This window comes from Isoptericola sp. NPDC060185 (assembly GCF_042728595.1).
Lineage (GTDB): Bacteria > Actinomycetota > Actinomycetes > Actinomycetales > Cellulomonadaceae > Isoptericola.
The window spans coordinates 1-17753 of the sequence record NZ_JBHWYY010000085.1; the positions used below are offsets into that span (position 1 = coordinate 1).

Sequence of the window (17753 nt, forward strand, 5' to 3'; positions counted from 1 at the left end):
CGCGGGGGGGGCCCACCCCCCCGCGCCCCGCCGCCGCGGCCCCCCCCCCCCGGGGTTTGCCCCCCTCCCCGGGGGCCCGTTCCGTGCTCAACCGCCTGTTCGACGACGGGGATCAGCGGCCCAGCGCCTCGCGCGCCGCGACGTCGGGCCGCAGGTCCAGCCGCCGCAGCAGCTGCGCGTTGAGCGCGACCACCACGGTGGACAGCGACATGAGCAGCGCGCCGACGGACATCGGCAGCACGAACCCGACGCCCGCGAGCACGCCCGCCGCCAGCGGCACCGACAGCAGGTTGTAGCCCGCCGCCCACCACAGGTTCTGCTTCATCTTGCGGTAGCTGGCCCGCGACAGCTCGATCACGGACAGCACCGACCGGGGGTCGTCGCTGGCGAGGATGACGCCCGCCGACGCGATGGCGACGTCCGTGCCCGCGCCGATCGCGATGCCGACGTCCGCCTGCGCGAGCGCCGGGGCGTCGTTGACGCCGTCGCCGACCATCGCGACCTTGTGGCCTTCGGCCTGCAGCCCGGCCACGCGCGCCGACTTGTCCTCCGGCCGCACGCCGGCGAAGAACCGGTCGATGCCGAGCTCGTCCGCCACGGACCGGGCCACGGCCTCGGCGTCGCCCGTGATCATCACGACCTGGACCCCGAGCCGGTGCAGCGCCTCGACCGCCTCCGCGGCCTGGGGCCGCACCTCGTCGGCGAGCTTCAGCCCGCCGACGACGACGCCGTCGCGCAGCACGTGCAGGATGATCGCGCCGTCGGCACGCCAGGACTCCGCCTCGGCGACCTCGCCGCCGCCCTGCTCCTCGAGCAGACGCGGCCCGCCGACGCGCACCTCGTGCCCGCCGACCGTCGCGACCACGCCGACGGCGGGCGACGAGGAGAAGTCGGTCGCGCGCGGGACGTCGAGGCCGCGCTCCCCGGCCGCCCGGACGACGGCCCGGGCCAGCGGGTGCTCGCTGTCCGCCTCGGCCGCCGCCGCGAGCGCCAGGACGGCGTCGGCGTCCAGGTCCGCCGAGGCCGCGACGTCGGCCACGGTCGGCTCGCCCTTGGTGAGGGTGCCGGTCTTGTCGAAGAGGACGGCGTCCACGGTGCGCATGCTCTCCAGCGCCAGGCGGTCCTTGATGAGGACGCCGCCGCGGGCGGCCCGCTCGGTCGCGATGGACACCACCAGCGGGATGGCCAGGCCCAGCGCGTGGGGGCAGGCGATCACGAGGACCGTGATGGTCCGGACGACGGCGTCGTCCGGCAGGCCGAGCGCGGTCCAGGCGATCGCCGTGACGACTGCGGCACCGAGCGCGAACCAGAACAGCCAGCCGGCCGCCCGGTCCGCGAGCCGCTGGGCCCGCGAGGACGACGCCTGCGCCTGGGCGACCAGCCGCTGGATGCCCGCGAGCGCCGTGTCGTCGCCGGTCGCGGTGACCTCGACGCGCAGGCCGGAGTCGGTCGCGACCGTGCCCGCCGTGACGGCGTCGCCCACCGTGCGGGCCACCGTGCGCGACTCGCCCGTGACCATCGACTCGTCCATCTCGGCGCGGCCGTCCACGACGCGGCCGTCCGCCGGGACGCTGCCACCGGGCCGCACGAGGACGACGTCGCCCACCTGCAGGTCCGCGGGTGACACGGTGACGACGTCCGCACCCTCCACGCGCTCCGCCTCGTCGGGCAGCAGCGCCGCCAGCGAGTCCAGCGCCGAGGTGGTCTGCGCCAGGGAACGCATCTCGATCCAGTGCCCCAGCAGCATGATCACGACCAGCAGGGCGAGCTCCCACCAGAAGTCGAGCTGGTGGTCGAGCACCCCGAGGCTGGCACCCAGCGACGCGACGAACGCGACCGTGATCGCCAGCCCGATGAGCAGCATCATGCCGGGCTTGCGGGCCTTGAGCTCCGACACCGCGCCCGTGAGGAACGGCCTGCCGCCCCACACGTAGATCACCGTGCCCAGCACCGGCGACACCCAGTCGACCCACGCCGCGGCGGGGAGGTCGTAGCCCAGCACCATCGCGAACATCGGCGACAGCGCCACCGTCGGTACCGCCAGCGCCAGCATGATCCAGAACAGCCGGCGGAACTGGCCCACGTGGTCGCCGTGACCGCCGTGACCCCCATGGCCGGACATGTCGTGACCGGCGTGGCCGCTCATGTCGTGGCCCGCGTGCGCGTCGCGACCTGCCATGTCGTGACCGGCGTGGCCGCTCATGTCGTGGCCCGCGTGCGCGTCGCGGCCCGCCATGTCGTGACCGGCGTGGCCGCTCATGTCATGGGTGCCCATGCCGTGGTTGCTCATGTCGTGACCGGCGTGCTCGTCGTGACCGTGCTCCAGCACGCGCGCGGCGTCGTCGGGGCCGCGGTGCCCCGGGTGCTGGTGGGGAGTGGTGTGGTCCACGGTTCGATCCTCGTCTCGTCCGGATGGTTCGCGACTCGTGTCGATACCCCTAGGGGGTATCTCCTGCCGGGAACTCTATACCCCCTGCACGTATTCCGCCAGGGCTCGGCGCCGACCGCTCGCCCTCCCGACCTGCGCGTTCGCCCCGGCCACGGACGGCGAACAGGCGGTTGTGCACCTTCTCGCGGCTCAGAACGTGAGCAACCGCCTGTTCGGCGACGGGTCGGCGCCGCGGGGAACAATCTCGAGGGGGCCCGCGTTGGGCGATGGCCGCCGTACACCGTACGAAAGAAGGTCACGTGCCCCAGCCCGTCCCGCACACCGCCTCCACGACGTCCGACGCCGCTCCCGCCGACCGCACGAGCACCCCCACGACCGCCCCCACGACCACCCCGGGATCCGAGCAAGCCACCGACCCCGCCGCGCAGGCCGTCGCGGAGGAGCAGACGACGCTCGACGCCGCGTGGGCACGACGCGCCGCGGTGCTCGACGACCTGGAGGCCACGCTGGCCGCCGCCCGCCCGGAGGACGCCGCGGCGCGCGTGCGGGTCTCGCGGCTGCGCGCGCGGCGGGCGGAGCTGCGCCAGGCGGACCACGGCCTGGTGTTCGGCCGGATCGACGGCGACGACGGCTCCGTGCGCCACCTCGGCCGCGTGGGCCTGCCGGGCGCCACGGAGGACGACGACCCGCTCGTCGTCGACTGGCGCGCCCCGGTGGCCCGGCCGTTCTACACGGCCACGCCGGTGGACCCGCAGGGTCTGCGTAGGCGCCGGCACGTGCGCACGGACGGGCCGCGGGTGGTGGCCGTGGACGACGAGCCGCTCGACGGCGGCCTCGACGACTCGGGGCTGGTGGGCGAGGGCGCCCTCCTCGCGGCGCTCGACGAGCGGCGCACGGGCCGCATGGGCACCGCCGTCGCGACCCTGCAGCGCGAGCAGGACGACGTGGTGCGCGCGGACGCCCGCACCCCGTTGGTGGTGCAGGGCGGGCCCGGCACGGGCAAGACGGTGGTGGCGCTGCACCGGGTCGCGTACCTGCTGTTCGCGCACCCGCACCTGGCGGAGCGCGGCGTGCTGGTGCTGGGCCCGTCGATGCGGTTCCTCGACTACATCGCCCAGGTGCTCCCGGCGCTCGGCGAGACGGCGGTGGTCTCGGGGACGTGCGACACGCTCGTGCCCGGGGTGCGCCCGACGCGCGCCGAGGACCGCGACGTCGCCGAGATCAAGGGCCGGTCGCCGTGGCTGCCAGCGCTGCGGCGGTTCGTCGCCTCGCTCGAGCCCGCGGAGGGCCCGCTCGCCCTCGTGCTCGACGGCGAGGAGTACGCGATCCCCGCCGCGCAGCTCGCCGCGGCCCGCCGCGCGGCGGCGGGGGCCGGGTCGTACCACCGCGCCCGCGACCGCGTGGTCGACCGGGTGCACGACCTGCTCGTCGACGCCGTCGCCGACCGTCAGGCCGAGCTGCTCGCCCGCGCGGAGGAGGGGTTCGAGGACGTGCTCAGTCGGTTCGACGCCGCGCTCGCGCGGTCCGACGACCGCGCCGTGCACAGCGGCGCCACGGGCTCCGACGTCGACGGCGTGCTGTCGGACGCGGACCTCGAGGCCCTGCGCGAGCGCGTGGCCGTCGACCGGGGCGTCGCGGCCGCGCTCGACGCGTGGTGGCCGCGCCGCGACGCCGCCGCCGAGCTGACGCGCCTGCTGGACGACGCCGACCTGCTGCGCGCCCACGCCGGCCCGGGCACGAGCACCGGCCTCAGCGACGCGGAGGTCGCGCGCGTCGCGGCCGAGCCCGCGGGCGGCGCGCACGGCTGGGCGAGCAGCGACGTCCCGCTGCTCGACGCCCTCGCGGACCTCCTCGGAGACCCCGACGACGCCCCGGCCCGCGGCGGCTCCCCGATGCACGACCCGACCGACGACGGCGTCTTCGTCGCCGCCCGCGCGGCCGCGCGCCGGGACTGGACGTACGGCCACGTGGTGGTGGACGAGGCGCAGGAGCTGTCCGGCATGCAGTGGCACATGGTGGTGCGCCGCTGCCCCACCCGGTCGGTGACGGCGGTGGGCGACATCGACCAGGCGTCGTCGGCGCACCGCCAGACCGACTGGGGCGAGGCCGTGGGCGACGCGCTCGGCGACCGGTGGCGGCGCGCCGACCTCACCATCTGCTACCGCACGCCGCGCGAGGTCATGGAGCTCACCGGTCCGGTGCTGCGCCGCGCGGGCAGCCGCAACGACCCGCCCCGCGCGGTCCGCTCCGCCCCGGTCGCGCCCTGGCGGCGCACGACGCCGGAGGCCGGGCTGGCCGACGCGGTCGCGGAGGCCGTGGCGGGCATGGCGGCGCGGTACGAGGGCGGCTCGGTGGGCGTGGTCGCGCCCGTCGCGCGGCTCGCGGGGCTCCGCGCGGCCCTGCCGGACGGCACCCGGGCGATGTCCGCCACGGACGCGAAGGGGCTGGAGTGGGACGGCGCCGTCGTCGTCGACCCGGACGGGATCGCGGCGGAGCCGCGCGGGTGGAACGGGCTGTACGTGGCGCTCACCCGCTGCACGCAGGAGCTCGGCCAGGTGGTGGTGGGCTCCCTCTGACCTTCCTCAAATCGCCTGCGCGGCCGGAGGGCCCGCCAGCATGATGACGGCGCGACATCATCTGCCGTGATCGCTGAGGTGAGGAGTCCCATGCGCGTCCTGGTGACCGGAGGCGCCGGGTACGTCGGGTCCCACACCGTCCTCCGGCTGCTCGGCGCGGGGCACGACGTCGTCGTCGTCGACGACTTCTCCCGGGGCGCCCCCGCCGCGCTGGAGCGGGTCGAGGTCCTGGCGGGCCGGCCGGTCCCCGTGCACGTCTTCGACAGCGCCGACATCGACTCCCTCGAGCGGCTCTTCGACGCCGAGGGCTTCGACGCCGTCCTGCACCTCGCGGGCGTGAAGCGGCCCGGGGCGCGCGGTGTGCGGCCCCTGGACAGCTACGAGACCAACCTCGGCACCACGTTCACGCTGCTGCGATGCATGGCCTGGTACGGCGTCGACCGGCTCGTCGTGTCGTCGTCGGCCGCCGTGTACGGCGAGGGTCGCGACCTGCCGCACCGCGAGGACGCGCCGCTCGCCCCGCTCGGCCCGGTGGGCCGCAGCCACGCGATGACCGAGCAGATCCTGCGCGACGTCGTGGCCGACGCCGGCCCGGCCCTGCGCGTCGGCGTCGTGCGGCACTTCACCACCGCCGGGGCGCACCCGTCCGCGACGCTCGGGCCGGACCGGCCGGGCGCGGCGGCGGGCCTGCTCACCGCCGTCGCCGAGGCGGCGGCCGGCACCCGCGACCGGCTCGACGTGCACGGCGACGACCACCCCACGCCCGACGGCACCGCGATGCGCGACTACGTGCACGTGGACGACCTGGCCGCGGGGCACGTGGCCGCCCTCGCCGGGCTCGACGACGCCGACCAGCAGCTGTCCACCTGGAACCTCGGCAGCGGCCGGCCCACCAGCGTGCTCGAGGTGGTCCGGGCGTTCGAGTCCGTCACCGGCCGCACGGTGCCGTACCGCGTCACGGGCCGCCAGGTGGGCGACGTCGCCGTGTCGTACGCGGACCCCGGCCGCGCGGAGGCCGAGCTGGGCTGGCGGGCCACGCGCGGCATCGAGGACATCTGCCTCGACCTGTGGCGGTGGCACCAGCGCAACCCCGGCGGCTACCCGGCGGCGCTCGCCCCGACCACGCCGTGGCGCGGGGGTGTCGGGCACCGGCTGCGGCTCGTCTCCGCCGTGCCGGCCGCGTCGTCCTGGTAGGTCAGTCCGGCAGGTCGGTCCAGCAGGTCGGTCCGGCAGGTCGGTCCGGCAGGTCGGTCCAGCAGGTCAGTCCTTCGTCTCGCGGTAGTACTGCAGGGCACCCGGGTGCAGCTGGACGGGGTCGGTGAAGATCGCGCGCACGCGGTCGAGGTTCGCCGCCGACGGCACCTGGGCGGAGATCTCCGCCCGCGCGTCGAACAGGGTGGTGACCAGCGTGCGCGCCTCGGCGTCGGGCATGTCCCCGCGCACCATGAGGAAGTTCGGCACGGCGAGCGTCTCGACGGCCCGCGGCGACCCGTACATCCCGTCCGGCACGATGCCGTGGCGGTAGCCGCTGCCGTACCGCGAGCGCACCTCCTCGACCAGGTCGCCCAGGGGCACGAGGCGCACGGGCACGTCCGCGGCGAGCGCCGTCAGGCCCGGGGTCCGCAGGCCCCCGGACCAGAAGAACGCGTCGATCTCCCCGTCCCGCAGGGCCTCGATCGAGTCGTCCAGGCCGAGGCTCCGGGTCGTGAGCGCGGCCCTGGGCACGTCCGCGGCGGCGAGCAGTCGGTGCGCGATGAGCGCGGTGCCGGACCCTGGGGCGCCGAGCGAGACCCGCTTGCCCGCCAGGCCGGCGATGGAGCGCACGTCGGAGTTCGCCGGCACCACGAGGTGCACGAAGTCGTCGTAGACGCGCCCGAGCGCGCGCACGTCGAGGGGCTCGTCGAACTCGCCCTCGCCGGCGACGGCGTCCCGGGCGGCGTCGGCGGCACTGAACGCCACCTGCGCCGTGCCGGCGTCGAGGCTCTTCAGGTTCTCCACCGAGCCGCCGGTCTCGTCGACCTCCACGGGCAGGTCGTACCGCTGCTCCAGCACCTTCGCGTAGGCGACGCCGTAGGCGTGGTAGATACCGGTGGAGCCGCCGGTCGCCACGGTGAGCGCGTCGGGCCGGTTCCCGCCCCAGGGGTCGCCGGCCGCGTCGTCGCCGACGCAGCCGGCGAGCAGCGGGAGCAGCAGCAGCGCGGCGGCCAGCACCGCGAGCAGGGGGCCGCGGCGGCGCACCGCCCGCGCGTCGCTCACGACACCGCCTCCGCCGCGAGCGCCGGCATGCGCAGGCGCACCTCGAAGCCGCCGCCGTCGGGCAGTGCGAGGCGCAGTCCCCCGCCGCCGGTGGCCAGCAGCTCGGACGCGATGGCGAGGCCGAGCCCGGACCCCCGGACGGTGCCGTGGCCGGGCGAGCGCCAGAACCGCTCCGCCAGCCGCTCCAGCTCCTCGGGCGGCACGCCCGCGCCGTGGTCGCGCACGGTGACCTCGACCATGCCGGCAGCATCGTCGGCCTCGTCGCCGGCGGCGAGGGTGCCGACCGTGACGTCGATGCGGCCGCCGTCGGGCGAGAACTTCACGGCGTTGTCGAGCACGGCGTCGAAGGCGCACTCCAGGACGATCTCGTTGAGCTCCGCCCACGCGCCCTCGGGGGCCTCCTCGAAGGCGAGGTGGCGGCCGACGGCGAGCAGGCGCCAGCTCTCGACGCGCCGGGCGACGAGCTCCGCCACGTCCACGGGGTGCGCGCCGGCGGCCAGGTTCGCGTCGTCGGCGAGGAGCAGCAGCGCGTCGAGGATGTGCGCCATGCGCACGGCCTCGGCGCGCACGTGCGCCACCTCGGTGGCGTGCTCGGGCGGCGTCGAGAGGGCCAGGTCCTCGACGCGCAGCATGAGCGCGTTGAGCGGGTTGCGCAGCTCGTGCGACGCGTTGGAGACGAACTCCTGCTGGCGGTGCATGGAGTGCTCCACCTGCGCGGCCATGGCGTTGAACCGGGTGATGACCTCGCGCAGCTCGGGCGGGCCGGTGGACGGCGGGATGCGCGCGTCGAGGCGGCCGCGGCCGATCTCGCCCATGGCGGCGTCGACGGCGCGCACCGGGCGCAGCACCCAGCCCGCGGTGCGGTGCGCGATGACGACCGCGAGCACGCACGTGACGAGCCCGGCCGCCACGAGGATCCCCCAGCTCGACCAGATGCTGCGGGAGACGGACGACGCCTCGGAGACCGTGAGGACGGCGCCGACCAGGTCCCCGCCGTCGTACACGGGCTCGGCGACGACGATCCGGTCGGCCTTCCACGGCAGGGTGCTCAGCACCGCCTCGCCGCGCCGGCCCGCGAGGGCGGCGTGCCGCTCGTCCAGGTCGTCGACGTCGAGCCCGTTGGACGCCCACACGGCGCCCGACTGGTCGACGACGGCCGCGCCCACCCCGTACACGTCGCGGTACCGCGTGAGGTCGCCCTCGACGATCGCCGGGTCGTCGGCCATCAGCGACTGGCGGGCCGTGATCACGAGGTAGCCGGCGTCGGCCAGGCGGTCCAGGTAGACCTCCTGCTGGTTGGCGCGCGCCACGTTGCCGGAGTACGCGGCGCCGAGCAGCGCCAGCACCAGCACGCAGGGCACGAACAGGATGATCGCCAGCCGGGTCCGCATCGACGTCTAGGCCCCCGCGCCGCGCGGCGCGGCCGCGTCCCCGCCGTCGGGCGCGGCCAGCCGGTAGCCGACGCCGCGGACCGTCTCGACGAGGTCGGGCTCGCCGAGCTTGCGGCGCAGGGAGGCGACGTGCACCTCGAGCGTGCGGCCGAGGCCCTTCCAGCTCGACCCCCACACGTCCCGCAGGATGCGCTCGCGCGTGAGGACCGACCCCTGCTGACGCACGAGCAGCGCGAGCAGGTCGAACTCCTTGCGGGTCAGCTCGACGACGGTGCCCACGGCGTCGCTGGTCCGGCGCACCTCGCGCCGGGCCAGGTCCACCACGACGCCCCGCACCCGGATGCGCGCGTCGGGGGCCTCGGCGCGCTGCCCGTCCCACTCGCGGCCGCGGCCGCGGCGCAGGACCGCGTCGATGCGGGCGAGCACCTCGCGCACGTCGTACGGCTTGGTCACGTAGTCGTCGGCGCCCAGCTCCAGCCCCTGGATGCGCGCGTCGAGGCGCGTGCGGGCGGTGACCATGATGATCGGCGTGTCCGAGACGCGGCGGATGCGCCGGCACACCTCGAAGCCGTCGATGTCGGGCAGGGTGAGGTCCAGCAGCACCAGGTCCGTGCGGGGGCTCACCTCGCGCAGCGCGGACGCGCCGTCGCGAGCACGGACCACTTCGAAGCCGTGCCGCCGCAGCACGGACACGAGCGCGCTCGCGACGTGGTCGTCGTCCTCGACCACCAGCAGCTGCACGGGACCGTCCCTCCCTCGGGCGCCTGGAGCGCACAGGTTAGCGGAGCGACGTTTCGGGCTCCTACCGCGGACCGGTGCGCGGGACCGGGCCAGGTCAGAGCCAGCCGACCCGCCGGAAGACCCGGTACAGCACCACGCAGCCCACCACCATGAGCCCCAGGGCGAACGGGTAGCCGAGCAGCCAGTGCAGCTCCGGCATGTTCCGGAAGTTCATGCCGTAGATGCCCGCGATCACCGTGGGGTACACGAGGATCGCCGCCCAGGCCGAGATCTTGCGCATGTCCTCGTTCTGCCGCACCGACACCTGCGACAGGTGCACCTGGAGCATGTCGGAGAGCAGGTCGTCGTGCGCGTCGAGGTGCCGGTCGATGCGTTCCACCGTGGACGCCACCCGCTCCAGCGTGCGCCGGTCGGCGACCATGCGGCGGTCGTCGACGGTGAGCTCGGGCAGCTCCGCGGACACCGGCAGCAGCGCCCGCCGCGCCTCGGTGATCTCGCGCTTGAGGTCGTACAGCCGCTGCACCGGGTCCGCCATCGTGCGGTCGAAGACGACCCGCTCGCTGTCCGCGACGGCGTTGCCGAGCGCCACCTCCACCTCCGACGCCACGCCCACCACGCCCAGCACGACGGCGAGCGCCACCCGCTGCGCGCCCGTCCCGTGCGCGGGGCCCGGGCCGCTCAGCCGGTCCAGCGCGAGGTCGTGCACCCCGGCGTCGCCCACCTCGAACGTCAGCACCGCGTCCTTGCCGGCGAGGACGCCGAGCTCGCCGGTGTGCACCTGCCGGTCGTCCTCCGTGAACCAGACCGTGGGGGTGAGCACGGCCACCCACTCGTCGTCGAGCCACCGCACCGCGGCGGCCGGCCGCTTCGGCACCTCCCGCGCGACGACGTGCGCCTGCGCGAGCCGCTCCCCCAGAGCCGGGTCGACCTCCCGCACCGCGGCGAGGAACGCGTCCTTGTCCGTGACGTGCAGCCAGCGCGCCGGGTGGTCGTCGTCCGCGGCCCGCGCCGGCGCGCCGTGCGTCCCGACGAACCACTCCACCACGCCCGCCGGCCTCTCCTCCGCGCCCGCTGCACTGCCCGTCCGGTCCGTCACTCCCGCATTCTCGGACGAACCGGGCCGAACGGCGCGGCGGGACACCCGTCACGGCGGCAGTTCGCGCTCAGCGCGGCAGTTCGAACTGCCGCGGTGAGCCGAAACTGCCGCGCCGAGCGTCACCCCTCGACCGTCACGCTCCGACTGGCGCGGCGTCCGGGGCCGGCCGGGCGTCTGCCGCCCGGCGCGCGACCCCCGCCGCGCCCACCCCGGCGGCGACGAAGATCGCGCCCAGCACGAGCCAGCCGGGGGTGCCGTACCGGACGGGCAGCGCCGTGACGACGACGGGCGCGGCCATGCCGGCGAGCGCGTAGCCGGTCTGCGACAGGCCCTGGTAGGCGCCGGCACGACGCGGGTCGGCGAGCTCGAAGGCCATGCCCCACCCGCCGGCCTCGGACACCACCTCGCCGAGGGAGTGCGCGACGGCGGCCAGGAGCAGCAGGGCGGTCGCCGCGACGAGGCTGCCGTACCCGGCCGCCGCGTACAGCACGCAGGCCGCGGCCAGCAGCACGGCGCCGCGGCGCACGGCGCGGCCCGCCGTCCGCACGTCGTGGGTGCCGCGGGACGCGCGCACCTGCAGCAGCGCCACCAGCACCGTGTTGACCACCAGCAGCGCGGAGACGACGGCGGTGGGGGCGTCGGTGCTCGCGACCCACAGCGGCACGCCCACGGTCATGACCCCGAACTGCATGGCGACGACGGCGTTGAGCGCGACGCTGGCCACGTACGTCCGGTCGCGCAGGGGGTGGCGGGCGGGCGACTCCACGTCGTCGCCGTCGACGCCCTGGGGCGCGGGCGGTTCGGCGAGGAGGCGCGCGGCCAGGTCGGGCACGCGGCGGGGCAGCGTGACCAGGGGCGCGACGGCGGCGAGCAGCAGCACGGCCGTCGCGACCATCGCGGTGCGGTAGGCCGCGGCGGTGTCGGCCAGCAGCGCGACGGCGGCAGCAAGGGTGCCGAGCCCGATGAGGACGTTCGTCACGACGCGCAGCCGGGCGCGCACCCCGACGCGCTCGGGGCCCGTGAACCATCGGGCGAGCAGCGCCTGCCGCGCGGTGGACTGCACCCCGCGGCCGGCGCTGACGACGATGGCGACGGCCGTGAAGCTCACCGCGTCGGAGGTGAACGAGTACGCCGCGAGCGCCAGCGCCTGCGCGAGGAGCCCCCACACCTGCACCCGGTGGGCGCCGGCCCGGTCGGACCAGCGCCCGGCGAGGTACGACCCGAGCACACCCGCGCCGCCGGCGATCCCCAGCCCCAGCCCGACGGTGCCGGCCGAGAGGCCGACCACGCGCGTGAAGTACAGCACGGAGACGGTGTAGAAGATGCCCGTCGACGCCGCGAACGCCATGGTCGAGACGGTGAGGGCGCGGGCCACGGGGTCCCGCGGCAGGAGGGTCTGGATCACGGCACCAGTAGGCAGCCCCCTCCGCCTGCCGACGAACAGATGTAGCGGTGCGCTACATCTACGCTCGACCCGTGGGATGGATGCACTACGAGCTCGCGGGCATGGACCTGGCGGACGTGCGGTTCGCCGTCTCCCCGCTGAACGAGCTGGTCTTGTCGCTACGCGCCTGGCGCGACCCGGGCCGCTACCCCGTGCACCTGCCGTGGTTGCGGCGCGTGCAGCAGGCGCGGCCGACGCTCGACGGCGAGATGCTGCTCGCGCTGACGAACGACTCCCTGTGGACGCCGGACTACCTCACGCCGCGGCCCGGCGGCCCGCTCACGCGTATCGACGACGAGCTGGCCGCCGTGGCCGCCGTCGACGACGCGACGGTGGCGCACGACCTCGCCGAGGTCCACCCGCACGGCCTGCCCGCGGCACTGCGTGGCCCGGTGCCGCAGGTCCGCCGGCGGATCGACGCCGCGCTGACGGCCTACTGGGACGCCTGCGTCGCCCCGGTGTGGCCGCGGATGCGCGCGGTGCTGCAGGCCGACGTCGTGCACCGCGGCACCGTGATCTCGGCGCGCGGCGCGGGCGCGATGTTCGCCGACCTCGCCGAGCGGGTCTCCTTCGCCGACGGCGTGGTGAGCGTGCAGCTCACCACGCAGCCCGCGACCCGGCGCCGGTCGACCACGGGCGTCGGGCTCACCCTGGTGCCGACCCTGTTCACCCGCGGCGCGTCGTGCCCCATCGACCCCGCCGAGCCGCCGGTGATCATGTACGGCGCGCGCGGCACCGGCACCCTGTGGGAGGCGGCGCGGCACGTGGCGGACGACGCCCTCGTCGCCGTCCTGGGCCGCGCGCGGGCCGGGTTGCTCACCGCGCTGGAGCAGCCGGCGTCGTCGACGGACCTCGCCCGCCGCCTCGACGTGACGGCGAGCGCCGTGAACCAGCACCTGCGCGTGCTGCGCGACGCGGGCCTGCTGACGTCCGCGCGCGCCGGCCGGTCGGTGCTGTACCTGCGCTCCGAGGTGGGCGACGCGCTGGTGGGCGGCGGCCGCGAGGCCCGGTGACCGACCCCACAGCCTGAGCTCCCGTCTCCCGACAGTTTCCCGACGCCGCGTTGGTATCGTTCCCGACATGACGTCGGCAACTGGTGCCGGCGCGGAAGGGAGCACGATGTTTCTGGCGTGGCGCGAGCTGGTGTTCGCGCGGGCTCGGTTCGGCCTGATGGGGGGTGTCGTCGCCCTCGTCGCGATCCTCGTCGTCATCCTGTCCGGGCTGTCCTCGGGCCTAGTGAACGACGGCGTCTCCGGCCTCAAGAAGCTGCCGGCGACCGCGTTCGCGTTCGACGAGGGCACCGCCGTCGACTCGGCGTTCTCGCGCAGCACCGTGGGGCGCGACCAGGCGGAGCGCTGGGCCGAGCAGGACGGCATCGACGACGCCGCCCTCTTCGGCAACCAGCTCGTCAACGCCGAGGGCCCCGACGGCGAGGCCGTCGACCTGGCCCTCTTCGGCGTCGAGCCCGACTCCTTCCTCGCCCCCGCCCCCGACCTCGTCGCGCGCGGCGACGGCCTCGGCGCGCGCGACGGCATCGTCGTCAGCGAGACGGTGACCGACCTCGGGCTCGACGTCGGGGACACGGTGACGGTCGACCGGCTCGGCACCGAGCTGACGATCGTCGGGGTGCTGGACGGCCAGCACACCTACGGGCACGTGGACGTCGCCTACGTGCCGCTCGCCACCTGGCAGGAGATCCATGCCGGCGCCGGACCCGGCGACGAGGTGCGGCCGGACGCCTACGACGAGGCGACCGCCGTCGCGCTCGCCGAGTCCGACGGGGCCGACGTCGACCTGGCGGCGGCCGCCGCCGGCACCGGCACCACCGCCGTGTCGCTCGAGGACTCGTTCGAGGGCTCGCCGGGGTACGCGGCCGAGACCCTCACGCTCGACCTCATCCAGACGTTCCTGTACGCCATCTCCGCGCTCGTGGTCGGCGCGTTCTTCACCGTCTGGACGATCCAGCGCCGGCACGAGATCGCCGTCGCCCGCGCGATGGGCGCCCGCACGGGCTACCTGGTCCGTGACGCCCTCGGGCAGGCGGCGGTGGTCCTCGTCGGCTCGACGGCGGTGGGCGTGGCCGTCGGCGTCGGGTTCGGCGCGCTCCTGACGTCCACCCCCATGCCCTTCTCGCTCGAGCCCGTGCCCGTCGCGGCGGCCGCCGTCCTGCTCGTGGCGCTCGGGCTCCTCGGCGCGGCCGCCGCGGTCGGCCGCATCGCCCGCGTCGACCCGCTCACCGCCCTCGGAGGACAGCGATGACCCAGCCCGCCCCCACCACCGCCACCGCACCCCGGGCCACCGGGGCCGACGGCCTCCGCCTCACCGACGTCGTCCTGACCCTCGGGGACGGCGACGCCACCGTGACGGCGCTCGACCACGTCGACCTCGCCGTCCCGGCGGGCGAGCTGCTCGCCGTCGTCGGCCCGTCCGGGGCCGGCAAGTCGAGCCTGCTCGCCGTCGCCGGGGCCCTGACGCGGCCCGACTCCGGCACCGTCCTGGTGGACGGCGAGGACGTCGGCGCCTTCTCCGCGTCCCGGCAGGCGCAGCTGCGCCGGGAACGGATCGGCTTCGTGTTCCAGTCGGGCAACCTGCTCCCCGCGCTCACCGCCGTCGACCAGCTGCGGTTCGCGCTGCACGCCACGGGGCGCAAGGTCGCGGCCTCGGCGCGGTCGCCGCTCGAGCTCCTGGAGCAGGTCGGGATGGCGCACAAGGCGAACCGACGGCCGCACGAGCTGTCCGGCGGCGAGCGTCAGCGCGTCGGCATCGCCCGCGCGCTGGTCACGGCGCCCGCGCTGCTGCTCGTCGACGAGCCGACGGCGGCGCTCGACCGCGCGCGCAGCCACGCCGTCGTCGAGCTGCTCGCGGCGGAGACGCACGAGCACGGCGTCGCGACCGTCATGGTCACGCACGACCACGACGTGCTTGAGCACTGCGACCGGGTGGTGCGGATGGAGGATGGAAGACTGGTCGACTGACCGTCACGCCCCGGGCCACCAGGCCCGGGGCGCCCCGCGAGGAGGAGAGCCGTGCCGCGCATCAGCGCCCCCACCGTCGTCGAGCACCGCGCGGCGCAGCAGCGGGTCCTCCTCGACGCCGCGCGAGCCCTCCTCGCCGAGACCGGGCGCCCGCCCACCTTCGCCGCGCTCGCCGAGCGGTCCGGGCTCGCCCGCCCGAGCATCTACCAGTACTTCCGCTCCGCGGAGGACCTGCTGCGCGCCATGGTGGAGGACGTGTTCCCCCGGTGGGCGACCACGGTCGCCGAGGCCATGGACGCCGCCGAGGACGACGGCGCTCGCATCCTCGCCTACGCGCGGGCCAACCTCGAGCTCGTGGCCGCGGGCGAGCACGCCCTCGCGACCGCGCTCGCCGACGTCGGGCCGGCAGCCGCCGTCGCGCAGGGGGTGCGGTCCATGCACGACGAGCTGCTGCGGCCGCTGACCGACACGCTGCGCGCGCTCGGGGTGGCCCGGCCCGCCCGGACGGCGGAGCTCCTCAACGCCATGGTGAACACCGCCTCGCGGATGATCGAGTCGGGCACCCCGCTCGAGGAGGCGTGGGCCGCCGTCGAGCAGCTGGTGGCGCCGTTCGCCGACCGCGCCCGCGACGCCGCGACGTAGCCCGGACTACCTCGGCGCGATCCGGACTACCTCGGCGCGGGTGCCACGCGCGCCAGGTGCGCGTCGAGGACGTCGAGCGCCCACGCGGGGCCGGCGCCCGGGTCCTGCCGCACGACGTGCAGCGCGAGGCCGTCGACGAGGGCGTGCAGCTCGCGCACCTCGACGTCGGCGGCGGGGCGGCCGGCGAGGGCGGCGAGCGCGTCGCCGCACACGCCGCGGATCGCGTCCTGGGCGGCGCGGTGGCCCTCGCGCAGGGCGGGGTCGGTCATGGCGGCGGTGCCGAGCGCGAGGTAGACCTCCATCTCGGTGCGCCGCTCGGCGTCGAGCGGGAGCAGCTGCGCCAGCACGGCGCGCGCGCCGCCGGGGGCGGCGACGTCCACGGCGTCGACCCGCTCGCGCAGCCGCTCCACGACGAGCGACACGGCGCGCTCGCGCACGCTGGCCACGGTGGGGAACGTGTAGCGCAGCGAGCTCTGCGGCAGGCCGGCCTCGGCGGCCACGTTGCGGACGGACAGGGCTTCGAGACCGTCGCGCACGAGGACGCGCCACGCGGCCTCGGACACCTGACGGCGGCGTTCGTCACGGTCGAGCTTCTGGGGCACGACCCCATGTTCGCACGGTCGTGCGAGGTGTGATAGAACTTCTTTCGCACGATCGTGCGAAAACATCCTGCGAGCGAGAGGGCGCGACTGCCGTGGACTGGCTGATCCTGATCCTGGCCGGCGTGATGGAGGCCGTGTGGGCGACCGCGCTGGCCGCGTCGCACGGCTTCAAGCGACCGGTCCCGACCGTGTTGTTCGTCGTGGGCCTGGCCCTGAGCATGTGGGGCCTCGCGCACGCGATGCTCACCATCGAGGTGGGCACCGCGTACGCCGTGTGGGTGGGCATCGGCGCCGTTCTCACCGTGCTGGTCGCCATCGTGCGCGGCGACGAGCGGCTGACGGTCGCCCGGGCGCTGCTGCTGGTCGGCCTGGTCGGGTCGGTCGTGGGACTCAAGGTGGTGAGCTGACATGAGCAAGGACCTGAAGAAGAACCCGACCTCGGTGGCCTGGGGTGTCCTGCTGGCCAGCGCCGTCCTCGAGGCGGTGTGGGCCACGGCGCTCGACGCCAGCCGCGGCTTCACCGTGCCGGTCGACACGATCGTCTTCCTCGTCGCCCTGACGCTGAGCATGCTCGGCCTCGGCTACGCCGCGAAGCACATCCCCATCGGCACGGCCTACGCCATCTGGACCGGCATCGGCGCCGCGCTCACCGTCGCGTGGGCGATGGCGAGCGGCGCCGAGACGGCGTCCGCCCTCAAGGTGCTGTTCCTCGCCGGGATCATCGGCTGCGCCATCGGCCTCAAGCTCGTCGGCGACAAGGCCGAGGGGCGCGAACGCCCGGAGGCGCCCACCGACTGACGCGCGTCAGACCTCGCGGCGGTGCACGACCTGCGCCGCCGCCTGGTCGCGCGGCATGAGCAGCACCTGGTCGACGTTGACATGCGCCGGGCGCGTGGCGATCCACGCCACCGTCTCGGCGACGTCCTCGGCCGTGAGCGGCTCGACGCCCGCGTAGACGGCGTCGGCGCGCTCCTGGTCGCCCTTGAAGCGGACCAGGGAGAAGTCGGTGTGGACCATGCCGGGGTCGATCTCGCTGACGCGCACCGGCTGCCCCAGCAGCTCCAGGCGCAGCACCCGGGTCAGCGCCGCCTCGGCGTGCTTGGCCGCGTTGTACCCGGCGCCGCCCTTGTAGGGCTCGCGGCCGGCGATGGAGCCGATGGTGATGACCTGGCCGTCGCCGCTCGCGATCAGGCGCGGCAGCAACGCCTTGGTGACGCGGACCGTGCCCAGCACGTTGATGTCGTACATGCGCTGCCAGTCGGCGAGGTCGGCGTCGGCCACCGACTCCGTCCCCAGCGCGCCGCCCGCGTTGTTGACGAGCAGGTCGCAGCGCCCGAGCTTCTCGTCGACGGCGGCCGCGAACGCCGCGACGGACGCGTCGTCCGTGACGTCGAGGGGAAGGGCGGTGCCGCCGGTCTCGGCGGCCACCCGCTCGAGCCGGTCCATCCGCCGCGCGCCGAGGACCACGTGGAAGCCCGCCGCCGCGAGGGCCCGGGCACTGGCGGCGCCGATCCCGCTGCTGGCTCCGGTGACGACGGCGACGCGGGTGGGGACGGGCATGAGGGCTCCTCGGGACGATCGGGGGTGCCGTCACAGCCTAGACGCGTTGTGAGCGGGCGTTTGGCCCCGATTCCCTAGGGA

General features: G+C 75.6%; 16 protein-coding genes. 8 read left to right on the forward strand and 8 right to left on the reverse strand.

Going from position 1 to position 17753, the window contains the following annotated elements; genetic code table 11:
• Window positions 1–112: 112 nt before the first annotated feature.
• Window positions 113–2260, reverse strand: a complete 2148-nt coding sequence (locus ACFWDO_RS18650) for a heavy metal translocating P-type ATPase (protein WP_380322547.1) — start codon at window positions 2258–2260, stop codon at window positions 113–115.
• Between the two features lie 428 nt (window positions 2261–2688).
• Between ACFWDO_RS18650 and ACFWDO_RS18655 the strand changes: the two genes are divergently transcribed.
• Both ACFWDO_RS18655 and galE read left to right on the forward strand, forming a co-directional pair.
• Window positions 2689–4965: a HelD family protein gene (locus ACFWDO_RS18655; RefSeq protein ID WP_380322505.1), complete on the forward strand. Its 2277-nt coding sequence runs from the start codon at window positions 2689–2691 to the stop codon at window positions 4963–4965.
• A gap of 90 nt (window positions 4966–5055) precedes the next feature.
• Window positions 5056–6159 (forward strand): UDP-glucose 4-epimerase GalE, encoded by a 1104-nt coding sequence (gene galE, locus ACFWDO_RS18660; RefSeq protein WP_380322508.1) that lies wholly within the window; start codon window positions 5056–5058, stop codon window positions 6157–6159.
• 66 nt (window positions 6160–6225) lie between these two features.
• On the opposite strand, the gene ACFWDO_RS18665 is transcribed toward galE, so the two are convergent.
• The 5 genes from ACFWDO_RS18665 to ACFWDO_RS18685 form a co-directional block, all read right to left on the reverse strand.
• Window positions 6226–7221: a TAXI family TRAP transporter solute-binding subunit gene (locus ACFWDO_RS18665; RefSeq protein ID WP_380322511.1), complete on the reverse strand. Its 996-nt coding sequence runs from the start codon at window positions 7219–7221 to the stop codon at window positions 6226–6228.
• Complete coding sequence (locus tag ACFWDO_RS18670) at window positions 7218–8612, reverse strand: sensor histidine kinase (RefSeq protein ID WP_380322514.1); 1395 nt, start codon at window positions 8610–8612, stop codon at window positions 7218–7220. Before ACFWDO_RS18670 ends, ACFWDO_RS18665 begins: the two co-directional genes overlap by 4 nt.
• Window positions 8613–8618: 6 nt before the next feature.
• Window positions 8619–9353, reverse strand: a complete 735-nt coding sequence (locus tag ACFWDO_RS18675) for a response regulator transcription factor (RefSeq protein WP_380322517.1) — start codon at window positions 9351–9353, stop codon at window positions 8619–8621.
• A gap of 94 nt (window positions 9354–9447) precedes the next feature.
• Window positions 9448–10449 carry a CorA family divalent cation transporter gene (locus ACFWDO_RS18680; RefSeq protein ID WP_380322520.1) on the reverse strand — a complete coding sequence of 334 codons (1002 nt, stop codon included), beginning with the start codon at window positions 10447–10449 and terminating at the stop codon, window positions 9448–9450.
• 133 nt (window positions 10450–10582) lie between these two features.
• Window positions 10583–11854, reverse strand: a complete 1272-nt coding sequence (locus tag ACFWDO_RS18685) for an MFS transporter (protein ID WP_380322523.1) — start codon at window positions 11852–11854, stop codon at window positions 10583–10585.
• 80 nt (window positions 11855–11934) lie between these two features.
• Here ACFWDO_RS18685 and ACFWDO_RS18690 point away from each other — a divergent pair, with 80 nt between their 5' ends.
• From ACFWDO_RS18690 to ACFWDO_RS18705, 4 genes are all read left to right on the forward strand, one after another.
• Entirely contained in the window at window positions 11935–12906 is a 972-nt protein-coding gene (locus tag ACFWDO_RS18690) for a helix-turn-helix domain-containing protein (RefSeq protein WP_380322550.1), read from the forward strand.
• A gap of 67 nt (window positions 12907–12973) precedes the next feature.
• Window positions 12974–14152, forward strand: coding sequence for an ABC transporter permease (locus tag ACFWDO_RS18695; RefSeq protein ID WP_380322526.1), 1179 nt, complete (start codon window positions 12974–12976; stop codon window positions 14150–14152).
• Window positions 14149–14868 carry an ABC transporter ATP-binding protein gene (locus tag ACFWDO_RS18700; protein WP_380322529.1) on the forward strand — a complete coding sequence of 240 codons (720 nt, stop codon included), beginning with the start codon at window positions 14149–14151 and terminating at the stop codon, window positions 14866–14868. Before ACFWDO_RS18695 ends, ACFWDO_RS18700 begins: the two co-directional genes overlap by 4 nt.
• A 51-nt stretch (window positions 14869–14919) precedes the next feature.
• Window positions 14920–15510, forward strand: coding sequence for a TetR/AcrR family transcriptional regulator (locus ACFWDO_RS18705; protein WP_380322532.1), 591 nt, complete (start codon window positions 14920–14922; stop codon window positions 15508–15510).
• A gap of 26 nt (window positions 15511–15536) precedes the next feature.
• Here the strand turns inward: ACFWDO_RS18705 and ACFWDO_RS18710 are convergent, their stop codons facing one another.
• Window positions 15537–16112 carry a TetR/AcrR family transcriptional regulator gene (locus ACFWDO_RS18710; protein ID WP_380322535.1) on the reverse strand — a complete coding sequence of 192 codons (576 nt, stop codon included), beginning with the start codon at window positions 16110–16112 and terminating at the stop codon, window positions 15537–15539.
• Window positions 16113–16204: 92 nt separating this feature from the next.
• On the opposite strand from ACFWDO_RS18710, the gene ACFWDO_RS18715 reads away from it, so the two are divergent.
• Entirely contained in the window at window positions 16205–16519 is a 315-nt protein-coding gene (locus ACFWDO_RS18715) for a DMT family transporter (protein ID WP_380322538.1), read from the forward strand.
• Between the two features lies 1 nt (window position 16520).
• The gene (locus ACFWDO_RS18720) at window positions 16521–16910 is read left to right on the forward strand and encodes a DMT family transporter (RefSeq protein WP_380322541.1); all 390 of its coding nucleotides are present in this window, start codon (window positions 16521–16523) and stop codon (window positions 16908–16910) included.
• Between the two features lie 6 nt (window positions 16911–16916).
• Here the strand turns inward: ACFWDO_RS18720 and ACFWDO_RS18725 are convergent, their stop codons facing one another.
• On the reverse strand, window positions 16917–17672 hold the full coding sequence (locus ACFWDO_RS18725; protein ID WP_380322544.1) for an SDR family NAD(P)-dependent oxidoreductase: 756 nt from the start codon (window positions 17670–17672) through the stop codon (window positions 16917–16919).
• Window positions 17673–17753: the final 81 nt, after the last annotated feature.

Excerpts from the sequence above, each read along its gene's own strand:
- ACFWDO_RS18690 (WP_380322550.1), top strand. The coding sequence starts at position 11,935 with ATGCACTACGAGCTCGCGGGCATGGACCTGGCGGACGTGCGGTTCGCC.
- ACFWDO_RS18725 (WP_380322544.1), bottom strand. The coding sequence starts at position 17,672 with ATGCCCGTCCCCACCCGCGTCGCCGTCGTCACCGGAGCCAGCAGCGGG.
- ACFWDO_RS18670 (WP_380322514.1), bottom strand. The coding sequence starts at position 8,612 with ATGCGGACCCGGCTGGCGATCATCCTGTTCGTGCCCTGCGTGCTGGTG.
- ACFWDO_RS18700 (WP_380322529.1), top strand. The coding sequence starts at position 14,149 with ATGACCCAGCCCGCCCCCACCACCGCCACCGCACCCCGGGCCACCGGG.
- ACFWDO_RS18720 (WP_380322541.1), top strand. The coding sequence starts at position 16,521 with ATGAGCAAGGACCTGAAGAAGAACCCGACCTCGGTGGCCTGGGGTGTC.
- ACFWDO_RS18695 (WP_380322526.1), top strand. The coding sequence starts at position 12,974 with ATGACGTCGGCAACTGGTGCCGGCGCGGAAGGGAGCACGATGTTTCTG.
- galE (WP_380322508.1), top strand. The coding sequence starts at position 5,056 with ATGCGCGTCCTGGTGACCGGAGGCGCCGGGTACGTCGGGTCCCACACC.
- ACFWDO_RS18650 (WP_380322547.1), bottom strand. The coding sequence starts at position 2,260 with ATGAGCGGCCACGCCGGTCACGACATGGCGGGCCGCGACGCGCACGCG.